Source organism: Spirosoma jeollabukense (assembly GCF_054777855.1).
Genome location: NZ_BAAHAD010000015.1, coordinates 14,055 through 27,047 on the forward strand (window position 1 = coordinate 14,055; position 12,993 = coordinate 27,047).

At 48.6% G+C, this 12,993-nt stretch carries 12 protein-coding genes; 7 read left to right on the forward strand and 5 right to left on the reverse strand.

What is annotated here, in order from left to right; translation table 11 throughout:
- Window positions 1-122: 122 nt before the first annotated feature.
- Both ACYVEA_RS31215 and ACYVEA_RS31220 read left to right on the forward strand, forming a co-directional pair.
- Window positions 123-1,196, forward strand: a complete 1,074-nt coding sequence (locus ACYVEA_RS31215) for a sensor histidine kinase (RefSeq protein ID WP_461117291.1) — start codon at window positions 123-125, stop codon at window positions 1,194-1,196.
- A gap of 185 nt (window positions 1,197-1,381) precedes the next feature.
- Complete coding sequence (locus ACYVEA_RS31220; protein WP_461117292.1) at window positions 1,382-2,461, forward strand: sensor histidine kinase; 1,080 nt, start codon at window positions 1,382-1,384, stop codon at window positions 2,459-2,461.
- Between the two features lie 86 nt (window positions 2,462-2,547).
- Here ACYVEA_RS31220 and ACYVEA_RS31225 read toward each other — a convergent pair whose 3' ends face one another.
- The 3 genes from ACYVEA_RS31225 to ACYVEA_RS31235 form a co-directional block, all read right to left on the reverse strand.
- Window positions 2,548-3,615 (reverse strand): sensor histidine kinase, encoded by a 1,068-nt coding sequence (locus tag ACYVEA_RS31225; protein WP_461117293.1) that lies wholly within the window; start codon window positions 3,613-3,615, stop codon window positions 2,548-2,550.
- Between the two features lie 718 nt (window positions 3,616-4,333).
- Window positions 4,334-4,795 carry a DinB family protein gene (locus tag ACYVEA_RS31230; protein WP_461117294.1) on the reverse strand — a complete coding sequence of 154 codons (462 nt, stop codon included), beginning with the start codon at window positions 4,793-4,795 and terminating at the stop codon, window positions 4,334-4,336.
- 62 nt (window positions 4,796-4,857) lie between these two features.
- Window positions 4,858-5,562, reverse strand: coding sequence for an esterase family protein (locus ACYVEA_RS31235; protein ID WP_461117295.1), 705 nt, complete (start codon window positions 5,560-5,562; stop codon window positions 4,858-4,860).
- A 231-nt stretch (window positions 5,563-5,793) separates the two neighbouring features.
- On the opposite strand from ACYVEA_RS31235, the gene ACYVEA_RS31240 reads away from it, so the two are divergent.
- The 3 genes from ACYVEA_RS31240 (at window position 5,794) to ACYVEA_RS31250 (ending at window position 8,782) form a co-directional block, all read left to right on the forward strand.
- Complete coding sequence (locus tag ACYVEA_RS31240) at window positions 5,794-6,660, forward strand: alpha/beta hydrolase (RefSeq protein WP_461117296.1); 867 nt, start codon at window positions 5,794-5,796, stop codon at window positions 6,658-6,660.
- 210 nt (window positions 6,661-6,870) lie between these two features.
- Window positions 6,871-7,812, forward strand: a complete 942-nt coding sequence (locus ACYVEA_RS31245) for a hypothetical protein (RefSeq protein ID WP_461117297.1) — start codon at window positions 6,871-6,873, stop codon at window positions 7,810-7,812.
- Between the two features lie 145 nt (window positions 7,813-7,957).
- Window positions 7,958-8,782, forward strand: a complete 825-nt coding sequence (locus tag ACYVEA_RS31250) for a glycoside hydrolase family 16 protein (RefSeq protein WP_461117298.1) — start codon at window positions 7,958-7,960, stop codon at window positions 8,780-8,782.
- A 12-nt stretch (window positions 8,783-8,794) separates the two neighbouring features.
- Here the strand turns inward: ACYVEA_RS31250 and ACYVEA_RS31255 are convergent, their stop codons facing one another.
- The gene (locus ACYVEA_RS31255; RefSeq protein WP_461117299.1) at window positions 8,795-10,318 is read right to left on the reverse strand and encodes an FAD-binding protein; all 1,524 of its coding nucleotides are present in this window, start codon (window positions 10,316-10,318) and stop codon (window positions 8,795-8,797) included.
- A 24-nt stretch (window positions 10,319-10,342) separates the two neighbouring features.
- Entirely contained in the window at window positions 10,343-10,678 is a 336-nt protein-coding gene (locus ACYVEA_RS31260; RefSeq protein ID WP_461117300.1) for a Bor/Iss family lipoprotein, read from the reverse strand.
- Window positions 10,679-10,880: 202 nt separating this feature from the next.
- Here ACYVEA_RS31260 and ACYVEA_RS31265 point away from each other — a divergent pair, with 202 nt between their 5' ends.
- The gene (locus ACYVEA_RS31265) at window positions 10,881-12,596 is read left to right on the forward strand and encodes an alpha/beta hydrolase (RefSeq protein WP_461117301.1); all 1,716 of its coding nucleotides are present in this window, start codon (window positions 10,881-10,883) and stop codon (window positions 12,594-12,596) included.
- 13 nt (window positions 12,597-12,609) lie between these two features.
- Window positions 12,610-12,948: an HNH endonuclease gene (locus tag ACYVEA_RS31270; protein ID WP_461117302.1), complete on the forward strand. Its 339-nt coding sequence runs from the start codon at window positions 12,610-12,612 to the stop codon at window positions 12,946-12,948.
- Window positions 12,949-12,993: the final 45 nt, after the last annotated feature.

Below are 12,993 nucleotides of genomic sequence, written 5' to 3' on the forward strand. Positions count from 1 at the left end.
CGTTGCTGTGCGGCTGATCTAGTTACCTGACGAAAACTGGGTGACATAGCCTGAATTATCTTCAAAAACGGTTAATTTGGGGTCTTAAATCGCCGGATGCCTGCGTTCGGCACTGTTTGTCCATGCTCCAGACTGCTTATCGACCACTGAGAAGGTACCTCTCTAAATGGGAGCTTTGGTATCATGCTATCCTGATGCCGGTTTTGATTCCGGTTGGTAATCGCTACGTTATTGGACCTGCCTATTTTTCAGACTGGCGGATATTTCTTTCGGCCACTGTGCTTCTTGTGAGTTTATACGTAGTGGTTGGAAGCTTGATAACCGTAGCGGTTCGCTGGGTTATTCGCCGGTATCCGGGTGTTCACCAGTCTACGTATCGCACGCTGGCTGTGCTGGTTGTATTGAGTGTTCTATCGGCAGGTGCCGTTGTGTTCGATACCTTTATCTATAGTCTGATTCCGCAATTTGGAACATCGTTTACCTGGCCCGTTATTCGGCCAATCCTGCTGGCAACCTTATTTTTTGATTTCGCCTTTTGTACCGTACTCAGCCTGTTTTACGCCTATCGCCAGTGGTATAAAGATCAGACCGAGAATGAACAACTTCGGCAGGCAACGTACCAGCATCAACTCGATGCGCTGAAAATGCAGATCAACCCGCATTTCCTGTTCAATAGCTTAACGTCCCTGTCGACCCTGATTGGCGAAAACAAGCAACAGGCGGGCTGGTTCGTTGACGAACTTTCAAAAGTGTATCGCTACATGTTGCAGGCCAATTCGCGTGAGTTGGTCAGCCTGCAAACCGAGCTGAATTTCATTGACAGCTACAGTAATTTATTGCAAACCCGCTACGGCGCTACGTTGCACATAACCCACACGGTAGACCCGGTTTATCTGGACTACAGTTTGCCGCCTTTAAGTTTGCAGATACTAATTGACAGCGCCATGAAACACAATGCCATGTTAGCCGGGAAACCCCTGCTGATCAGCATTGCTACTACGTCCGACGGCGCTGTCGTAGTGAAAAATAACTTACAGCGTAAAGTCATTAAGGTTGAGACGTCGCAGGCAAAGCTGGCGACACTGACGTCCAAATACCAGTTGCTGGGTAACGCAGACATCTATATTGAGGAAACGGAAACGCATTTTAGTGTACGGTTGCCCTTACTTATTGGCCCCCAGATTATCAGGTCCTAGCCCGATCGGTTTGCCGTTTGATTACCGGTCGTATTAGGTATTACTAATTGACCCACACAATTCCCGCACGTTTTTAGGCAAAAAACCAGCCAAGAAAGGCACTTCGAGACATATTGTGGTGCGCCTGATGGATACAATGCGCAATTTGCCTTCGATTTATAAAAAGAAGCGTTGATGATTGTATAATGAAGCGGTTTGTTCCTGAGTTTTTTCGGCGACTGCCCCCCGTTCGGCCGCAGACCCAATGGCACTTTTTGCTATTGTTTCCGTGGTTTATTCCCCTGTTGACATATTGGGTGATTGGCCCCCGCTACTGGTCGGATGCCTGGACGTTTGTGTCGGCTACGTTGCTGAACCTAACCATTGGAGGTTGCTGCCTGATAACGCTGGACCAGCTTACGCAACTGGTGGTTAGCCGGTACCCGAATCTAGGGCAGACCTGGCAGCGAGTATGGCGGTTGTTGCTGGTATTTATGACGGTGACGCCCTTTTTTGTTTTTTCGGGCATCTACCTCTACAGCCATTTCCATCTGTTTGGGTACAACTACGAGGAGTCTCCGTTCTCTTTTGGACGAATTGCCCTGATCAATATAGTGGCCAATTTACTCTCGGTAGGCATTGATGAAAGTACGTATTCGCTCAAGAAATGGCGCGAGAATACGCTGGAAAAAGAGCAGTTAAAGAAGATCAATATACAGAGCCAACTCGAAAGCCTGAAAAATCAGGTCAATCCGCACTTTCTGTTCAACAGCCTGAATTCACTCTCATCATTAATCGACGATGATGCCGAAAAAGCCGGGAAATTCGTGGACGAGATGGCGAAGGTCTATCGCTATTTACTGCAAACCAACGAAGGCTCCCTCACTACGTTAGAAACAGAACTGACGTTTATTGACTCCTATTATCACCTGCTGAAAACGCGCTATGGCGCGGGCATTCATCTCGACGTAGTGGTGCCGCCCGGTTGTCGAACGTATCAACTGCCCCCGCTGACGCTGCAGATGCTGGTCGAGAATGCCATTAAACACAACGTTATTCACGCGGGTAAGCCCTTGCTGATTGAAATCGAAACGATCAACTACGGGCAATTGCTCGTGCGGAATAATCGTCAGCCGAAAACAGGTGGTCGGGTTATGTCAAACCAGGTTGGGTTGTCGAACATTGCGGCTAAATATCGGCTGCTGGTTCAGGAAGAACCAACCGTTCTGTCGGATGACACCCACTTTACGGTGATCATACCGCTCATGAATCCGGGGAGTGAATGATACGTATTGATGCCCGACACTTATACTACTTTACCCCCAACCCCCTGAAGGGGGCTTTGCTCGACTATTCTCAACTTAAGCCCCCTTCAGGGGGTTGTGGGTAAACTGCCCGGACTAAGTAATGGCAGGACGACCGAAAAATGACCGTTCTGGTCCTGCACCATAATATCTGTTTTAGCCAGCATATGGTATTTGGCCGAAATATTTGAGAGACCGACCCGGTTGCTGATCACTTGCCCATTCTTGCGCTGAAGGTTATTCCGGACGAGTAACCGCGTGGATTGGTCTATTGCTTCCGGTAGGCAGGTAGTGGTTATTTCGATCGTGAGCGGCTTGCCCGATGCGACTATATTGTGCTTCACCGCATTTTCGACCAGCAACTGCAAACTGAGCGATGGAATTGAATACGTCAGGTATTGATCGGGTACGTTTATCTGAACCAGGATACCCGTTCCATACCGGGTCTGTAGCAAATGAGCATACGCCCGAATGAACCCTAACTCGGCCTCTAACGTAGTGAGTTCGCGATCATTGGACTGGAGCATATACCGGTATACTTTCGAGAGTTCGTCCACAAATTTGCTGGCCTGGGCAGGCGATTCATCAATCAGCGCCGACAGCGCATTCAGCGCATTAAACAGAAAATGCGGATTAACCTGATTCTTGAGTGAATCGAGCCGGGCCTGCCATTCCGTTTTCATCAGCTCTTCCTTTTCCTGATAAATCTGCCGCCACTGCTGAATCAGATACATGCCTTCGTACACACCAACATACACACACGCATAAACAATCTGAATCCCCGTTGTTTCAATGTGGTCGATAAGACTAAGCTTATATACGCCAATGTCCAGCACGTAGTTGATGACTGAACGTAACAGGCTGTTGACATTGGCGAGCCCTACAATAACGAGTACCAGCCTGTAAAGCCGCTGGCGCGTTCGGGGAATGCCGGGATAGTGTCGTTGAATCGCCTGAACAGCCACACGCCCTAATTCCCAGCCGATGTAACCACACACGAGCGCTACGGTAGACGCTTGTAGCTGTTGGAGGAAGGGGACGCCTACAAAGACTTTGAGCCGGAAAAAAATCCGGCCAAAAACAAATAAGGCAAACGGTCCAAACAGGCGTAATTTAACGTCGCGGGAGAGAGTCATCGGATCGGCAATTACCAGGTATTGCGTAGTAGCAAAATAAAGAACCTTTACGGTATATCCAAGACAAGTTTGTTGTATTGGAAGACGGGCGCTGCAAAAAGACGTATCGATAAAACAAAAATCTCCGGTACAAAATTGCGCCGGAGATTCCACTCGAATTCACGTAAACTTATTTATAGGTAACCAGCTCTTATACTGATGGTTGCGGTACTTTCTGCGACGTCAGAAGCGCAACTGCTCAACGATCCTGACAGGGGGATGGCAGCTAAAGCCACAAGCCTAATTTTTTGAGCAATTTCATGGTCGTTAGTATGTGTTGTTTTAAAAAGAGGATGTTGTTTACCCGGTCTTTGCCGGTTTAGTGAGACAAAATTGGTGGGTAAATCAGCCTGAGGGAATGGTGTTATGCCCCAACTGTACTAAGTGAGTCTTCAACAGGCAAAACTACTGAATGAACTGGTGAAGCACGGGTTTCGATTGGGCTATTCGGCAGGGCAAACTAGTTAAGTGCGGAGTGATTCATGAGTTGTTCATCGCCTGACAACTCCAGGCCTTAGCGCTGGAGAACTAATTCCCTTCGGATTGATTGGCGTATTAACGCCCGGTCCGACAAAAGGTACTTTAACGATACGTTCGATTCTTGTGGGCGGGGGAGAGGTCAATATCGGCAACAATACTGATGCCGACCAGATCCAGTACGTTCAGCATTAACCGGCCGTTAGACTACTGTTTTTATATGATGTTCCAGGTGAACAACGTAGTCTTCAATGAGCCAGGCCAACGTTCTGGTTTCAGAAGCAGGCTGGCCGAGTTGAATCAGGTGGGTCAACGTATCAGCCGGAATGGCTTCTGCTACGTATAGGATCTGAGTGTTCAGGCTTGTCCAGAGCGACAACAAATGGTCCATGGGCAAAGCCTGATAGTGATTCACGCGAACCAGTTGATTCTGATTGTAGGGCTGTAGCTGGTACGTGCCATTGGCAAACTGCGCATCGGTAAAGCGCTTCAAATTATTGATCGCCGAATCAATCAAATGCCCTACTATTTCTTTACGTGACCACTTGTCGGGAGCCTGCTGCGTCAACTCCGCTTCCGAGAGTGCCCTTAGACGGACAGGAACTTGCTCAATGTGGGCGCGGAGACGCGTAAGAACGTCGCTAACTGAACTGGTAGATTGCATAAACAGAGCGGCTGGAAAGCCGATTCTAGAGTGAATGAAAAGCGGCCTTCCGGCCGCTCTACTTAAATCATACTCAGATACCGTGGGAACTGATCTTTCCAGACGGGCCAGTCATGATTACCCCAGGGCGTAACGTCGAGTTTATGCGGGATGCCTTTGCGACTCAAAATGCCGGACATCTGATAGTTAGCATCTTTGCAGAAATCATACTGCGATGTACCCAGCACGATATTCATCCGGTAGAATTCGTCGTTCTGCGCATTCGGGAGGAAATCGGGCGGGTTATTATAGTACACATTATCGTCGTAGTAATCACCCAGAAACGACCGAATGTTAAAGGCTGCGCCCATCGTGAGCAGATGGCCAACCTGTTCGGGATGCCGGAAGGCGAAGTTCAACGCATGATACCCACCGAAGGAAGCGCCCGATACGCCAATTTTCTGGACACTGCACTCGCGCTGAATACCGGGTACTAATTCCTCGTGCAAAAAGCGGTCGTAAAGCACATGGTTCCAGATGCGCGTGCCAGGGTGAAGATGCTTGGCATACCAGCTATCGCGGTCAATGCTGTCGATGCAATACAGTTTGACTTTACCCGTCTCAACGAACCAGCGCGCCGTTTCGGTCAGACCAAAGTCTTTGTATTCATAATAATGTCCCATGGAGGTGGGAAACAGCAGAACTGGATAACCCCAGTTGCCGTAAACCAGCATCTCGATGTCGCGACCAAGGTGGTGCGAATACCATTTACGATAGTCTTCCTGCAAGGTTGTATTTGTTTTAGTGCGCCAGGGCTTTGTTATCGAGTCGTGCTGCGATCGAATTAACGACCCTGGAACCCATAACACTACGTACTGCAAAAGCCCTGCGAACGATGTAAATTTTGGATGAAAATAGAAGAAATAGCTGGTATCGACAAAACGGAGACGGTTCCAACCCGAAAAAAAAGCCTATTTTGCACCTTTATGCGTTGTCTACTTTTTCTATCTTTTGCGCTTATGGCTGACTATTTACCGGCCCTTACCAGCGCCGACCCACCCACCGTAACGGTTCGGCATGATGATTCATTAGTCTCCGTGCCACTCAATCGAACGGTTCATTTAGACATTATACTACCGCCCGGTTATGAGAAGTCGGGTGCTACTCATCCGCAGGGAACCCTGCCCGTTCTGTACCTGAATGACGGCCAGGATTTGGGTCGCTTACACATGACCGCCGTTCTGGATTCCTTGTACGAAAATAAGGCAGTAAAGCCGTTTGTGCTGGTGGCTATCCACGCGGGCGACCGGATTCAGGAGTACGGAACGGCTGCCCAGGCCGACTATATGAACCGGGGCAGCAAGGCCGGTCTGTACACCGATTTTGTGCTAACCGAACTCCTGCCATACATCAAAAAGCATTACCGCGTCAGTTCCGATCCAGCTCAATCGATTTTTGCCGGTTTTTCACTGGGCGGACTGTCGGCCTTCGATATCGTATTTCACCATCCCGAACGCTTCAGTCGGGCAGGTGTATTTTCGGGATCGTTCTGGTGGCGCAGTAAAAGCACGGAAGCTGGCTACCAGGATGAAACGGACCGGATCATGCACGATCAGGTTCGTAAAGGAACGTATCATAAACACCTCAAATTCTGGTTTGAAACGGGCACCGACGACGAAACCAGCGACCGCAATAACAACGGCATCATCGATTCCATTGACGATACCCTCGACCTGATTAGCGAACTCGTCAAGAAAGGCTACCAGCGCGACGAAAACGGTCAGCAGCACAACATCCGGTACGTAGAAATCAAAGGCGGCAAGCACAATCAGGAAACCTGGAGCCAGATCATGCCCGATTTCCTGACCTGGGCGTTTGGTAAATGACGCTGTTTCAGGATAAAATCAGTAAAGCGTTTTTAATACGTTTAAGTTAACTGGTCGATACGATAATAAGCTTTTTCGTGATCATGATGGCGATAGGCAACCCGCTCTTTTTACTGGAAGACCGTTGATTTATACCACAATAAACCCCTTACCCAATATAGATTTGTATCAGCAACCATACGTAAATTCACCTAATTCGCTGAATACATCATGCGTTCGACGGCTACCATACTCTTACTGGCCAGCCTGCTGTTGACATCATGCCAGTCACTCAAATCAAACCTGAAGGCCATAAGCCAGCAAAAAAGATATTGCGAACCAGCGTTCAGGCTTGATTACGATTCAACTTATCTGCCTATTCCTGATTTTCAGGATGTTATCCAAAAGGATACAAGTCTAACGAATCGGTTTTCGAGCCATGATTTGCTCGTCGCTAATGCTGCCGGTATTCTGCCTACACTGCATGAATTCATTATACTTAAAACGGTAAACCGTGAAAGCAATGATCTAGAGTTCTCGGCTAAACGGCAACAAATTAATAATCGAATTGTGTTAGCCTCCATGCAGATGTCAAGCATAGCCGCTGAACTTGATTGTGAGGCCGAGCGGGCTAGCCGTCTGGCCACCTATTTACAGCAAATGGATAGCAAACGCATCCAGCAGCAAACGGTATTTTCTGTGGTTGTCGGAGCCCTAACGACAGTGGCCACCGCTTTCATCCAATCGGATACGCCCAGTAAAACAGTAAGTATTGGAGGAGGGGCTATAAGTGCCTTCATGGCGGGTAAAGCTGCGTTTGCATCGAAGCGCACCATTCACCTGGTGGACCAGCGCAATTTATTGACTGACATTTGGAATCAGCACCAACGGTCAACGGTTTATCCTCCTTTCGTGTGGTACATGCTTACTGAAAAGTCATTCAGCTATGGGGGTCAGCACTCGATCAGTTTTAATACCCGTCAACGCTGGGTGGACTATACTTTAGACGGTACATCAGCTCAGGAAGTACAGCTGTATTTCGCGGCCGAAGGCGATTATAGAGCTGATAATCTCTTTACGCGCGCTGAAATGCTTAATCAACTCCAATCGGAAGTTCGACTCATCGTTCAGGATCTACAGAGTCTACTTCTTAATGTATCAAAACAATTTTGATATCTTTATTCCCAGCCTGTAAGAAGGACCACAACTGATACAAACAACGATTGGGGTTAAATGTAAACGGAATCGTTTTTTAGACGAGCATCAATGCCGTTGAAACCAGCTCTGCGCCACCTGTTGACGAGTATATTCTGAACGTATGAAAAGCTTTGTTGTCATAAAATTGCTGACTCTTCTGGCCATCCTTGCTGGCAACGATGTTGACGTATCGTTACAAAATCAGCGTAGTATAGTTCCACCACCTCGCAAACTTGTTTGGGCCGATGAGTTTGATAAGGCTGGCCTGCCCGATTCAACAAAGTGGGGGTATGAAGTTGGTGGAAATGGCTGGGGAAATAATGAGCTGCAATTCTACACCTCCCGACGTAGTGAAAACGCCCGTGTCGAAAATGGCAAACTCATTATTGAAGCGCGAAAGGAAGCGTATCAGGGCAAAAACTATACCTCGGCTCGCCTGTTGACGAAAGGTAAAAACGACTGGACCTACGGGCGCATCGAAGCCATGGCCAAACTGCCGAAAGGCGTGGGTACCTGGCCAGCCGTCTGGATGCTGGGCAAGAACATACCAACGGCAGGCTGGCCTAAAGCTGGCGAAATCGACATCATGGAGCACGTCGGTTTTGATGAGGGCGTTGTTCATGGCACCGTTCATACCGAAGCCTACAACCACAGCAAGAAAACCGAAAAGGGGAAGGCTGTTACTGTTAAGGACGTAACGACGGCCTTCCATCTCTACGCCATCGAGTGGACTGCTGACCAGATCGACTTCTTCGTGGACGATCAGAAATATTATAGCGTTCAGAAGTCAGCGCTGGGCAGCACCGAAGCCGAGTGGCCGTTCGATCATCCGTTTTACCTGATCCTGAACGTAGCCGTTGGTGGAAACTGGGGCGGACAAAAAGGCGTCGACGAAACCATCTGGCCGCAACGCATGGAAGTTGATTACGTGCGGGTGTATCAATAAATGCGAACGGCGTTACGTAGTGGGCAAAATAGTGTCCAGTCCCCACTGTTTCATGACGTCGTTCGTGAACAGATCAAGGCAATTTTTATCCTTCATCAGTGTGTTTCGGGCTCTTATCCAGGCCTCTACGCTGGCAGAGGAATACATAGTCCATAACCGGGCTTTAGTTAAGCTAAGCATCTTGCCCCAATGAAATGCAAACGGAATCCCGGCGGCTTCTAATTTGTCCCAGAACGTAGTGCAGAAGGTAGTCGTTTTGTCCGAAAAAATGCCGTCTAATTCGAGCACACAGGTCTTCGGAAATTTAGTGAAACCCAGAGTTGCATCGGTTCCTTTGACGTATCGAAATGCAAAAACTCCGGTAAATGGCCCATTTGTGTCGTTATGTGCCAGTAATAAACTGATCACATCCGACACCTTATCCGATGGAATACTAACGGCAGCACTGAGTAACTTACCATGAAAACTGGTGCTCGAAAAGATTTCTCCATGCGTGCCGAAAACCTTTTCATAAACGGGATATTGTTGTTTGGTAAGCGCATTGACAACCACCGGAACAACCGCCGGAATGACCTGGGTTAGTCCCCCGATAAAGCTTGGCGCATCGTCGCCGGGTGCCACACCCGGTGGGCTAATGGATGAGCGTGGGTAGTCATTGGTGTAGTCGCGCTTATACATGGTTGTCACATAAGCTCCTTCACTGAGGTCGTATGGGTTGATAACCACCTGAAAATGGTAAGGATCTTCATCCGTATACGGTAACGGCAAATGGGTGAAATCAAGCGTTTTCATGCTCTCCTCAAGAACGGCATCAATGGGCATCCGTCGCCGGTACGTTTCATAAAGAAAAAGCGGCACCGTTTCGATCATAACGCCGTGGATAAAACCGAAACTGCCAAAACTCACCAGAGCGGCTTTAAACAAATCATCGTCACGGACAGGTTCAGCGCCTATTTTCTGGAGAAACGAATTGGAAACGACGGGGTACGATTTTCGTTCGAGCCATACGTGTCGGGTGGGACTTACTATAAGATGCAACCCCACGACAAACTCCGGAATGGCCCCGATCTTATAGGCCGATCCATGCGTACCGGTCGACAAAGCTCCGGCGATGGTTTGCCCATTGCTGGCCCCCGATGTCATGAGTGACCGCTTCCGTTTCCGGAGCCTGTCCGTCAGTTCCTGAACAGACACACCACACTGCGAAAAATAAAGATCATCGGCTGTTTTAGCGTAGGCTGAATGGACGTTGCCATCCGTAATTTTCAGGGTGATATTGAGCGGTTTCGTGTTGAGAATAATGCCATCGGTAGCTGTAATTTCCGTAAATGACCACTCGCCACCAACAACCCGCAGGCGCAGATTTTTCTGGATAGCCTCCTGAAGAAGTTTTTGAACACCAGCGGTAGTAGCGTTATAATCGTCGACGATATTATCAGTTTCGTCGTTGGCCAGATCGAAAAGATTGTGAATGTCCTGCACGAAGGTTTCATGCCGGGGCGACCATTTTTTTTGATTGGTAGGGTGAATAATCATAGTCGGGGGAGGAACGGGGTGTTGTTATAATTCGCCTTCGCGGGGACATGGTTTGGGACATTTCCATTCAACCTGCACGGGGCTCCAGATGCCCAGCGTAGCAACGGTGAGTACAGAATAGCCGAGATTGGTCGTTATCCGAACTTCATCTATACTTTTCAGATTGAGCGAATCGCAATTGGTGGCGACGACATTCTGCTGAACAAGGCCCCAAAAAAACGAGTGGGCTGTTTTCCTTTGGTAGCCTGTCGATGGATCGAATTTCGACGTTGTAATGCGGTAATGATAACAACTCTGCATGGCGAAGAGAACCAGCATCAGACAGGCCTGCCGGATGCGTACAGGATAGCGGATTTTCATGATCATACTTTTTTAGATATAGATTGATTATCAATAAATTAGTGATGATTATTTTGCTAAATCAGTACATACCTATTCAAAAAAAATCTTGGTTTGGGCTTTAATTGTGGCAATGGACAGGTTACTTATTTATCGGTCAGATAAGCGTTGAGAATCGTCAAAATCAGTATATTACCTGCTGTTCAACAACCTGACTTCCTCTATGAAATACCAACTACTCATTTTGCTGGGGTTGCTATCCACGGCTGCCCACTCGCAGTCGCCTACTTTCTCCGTTACGTTCCCATCGGCTAAATCGGTCAAACCACTTGATGGGCGCGTGCTGCTGATTCTGGCAAAAACCAATAGGCCGGAACCACGCTCGCAGGTGAGCGATGCCGTTGAAACGGCCCAGCTGTTTGGCGTCGATGTGAATGAACTCAGGCCCGGTCAGCCGGCAACCGTCGATGCCAATGCCTTTGGCTATCCAAAACGTAGCCTGAAAAACATCGCTCCCGGCGACTACTACGTGCAGGCGGTGTTGCACAAATACGAAACCTTTAAACGGAGCGATGGGCACACGGTTAAGTTGCCAATGGATCGGGGTGAAGGCCAGAACTGGCGAACGGCTCCGGGTAATCTGTTCAGCAAACCACAGAAAATCACTATCAAAGCGGGCGGAGGTCAATCCTTTGCGGTCGTGATGGATCAGGAAAATCCTGTTCTTCCGATACCGAAAGACACGAAGTTTGTCAAGCACATCAGAATTCAGAGCAAACGCCTGACCGAATTCTGGGGGCGACCGATGTTCATTGGGGCACACGTACTGCTACCTGCCGGGTTTGATGAGCACCCCGACGCGCATTTTCCGCTCTGCATTTATCACGGACATTTTCCTGATGATTTCGGTGGATTCAGCGAAACACCACCACCTGCCAACATGGATACGACCGACTACATAGAGCGGTTCAAACTCCACGGCTACAAGAAGATTGTGGCGCAGGAAGCCTATGATTTCTACAAGAAATGGACCAGCAAGGATTTTCCCCGCATGCTGATCGTTGAAATTCAACACGCGAATCCCTATTACGATGATTCCTACGCCGTCAACTCCGAAAATCTCGGTCCGTATGGCGACGCCATTATGTATGAACTCCTGCCCGAAATCGAAAACCAGTTCCGGGGGATTGGCCAGGGCTGGGCGCGTTTTACGTATGGTGGTTCAACGGGCGGCTGGGAAGCGCTGGCGGTTCAGGTGTTGTATCCCGACGAGTTCAACGGCTGTTTTGCCGCCTGTCCCGACCCTATTACGTTTGATGCCTACACGAATTTCAATCTCTATAAAGACAGGAATGCCTACTACGCCGAAGGGCCATTCCGCCGGACACCAAGGCCTGGACAGCGAAATTACCTTGGTCAGGTGAAATGTACCGTTGAGGAATCTAATCACCGCGAACTCGCCCTTGGTACACACAGCCGATCGGGGGATCAATTCGATATCTGGGAGGCTGTATATTCACCCGTTGGGGCGGATGGCTATCCGAAACGGATCTGGAATAAACTCACCGGCGAGATTGATACCACTGTGGCGAACTATTGGCGTGAGCATTACGATCTCATGCATATTCTTCGGCGTGACTGGAAAACGCTTGGTCCGAAAGTGGCGGGTAAGATTCATATTTACTGCGGTGATATGGACAACTATTATCTCAACAACGCGGTTTATCTGATGGAGGATTTTCTGAAGAGCGTGCAGAATCCAACAGCCAATAGCGAAGTAGCTTACGGCGACCGTGCCGAACACTGCTGGAACGGAGATCCTACGCAACCAAATTATATCAGTCGCCTGCGTTACAACACCATGTACGTAGACAAAATCATGAAACGCATCGAAGAGTCGGCCCCTCAGGGTGCTGATTTGAAAAGCTGGCGCTATTAAGCCAACGCATTCTATGAACTTACCACATACATTAAATGGAAACCGGATTCTAAAGAAACTGGATTTCGACCTTTTATATACCAAGTATAACAATCACCGGCGCTTACAGGTATTTGCCAAAAAAGGAACGGCCTGCGTGCGCTGTGGTGTCGACGGTGTTTACCTGCTAAAGTCCGTCGACCGGGGAGATGGGTATCATGTCGATCTGTATACAGCCAATTTCGTCCTCATGACGATTGACCATATTATCCCAAAATCCAGAGGGGGAGCCAGTTCCCTAACGAATTACCAGCCTATGTGCCAGCATTGTAATGGGTTGAAAGGTAACACGCTCGAAGGTGCCGAGCTGTAAGATAGAACGTATTGGCCAAAGCGATACAAGAGATCGCCTATTCGG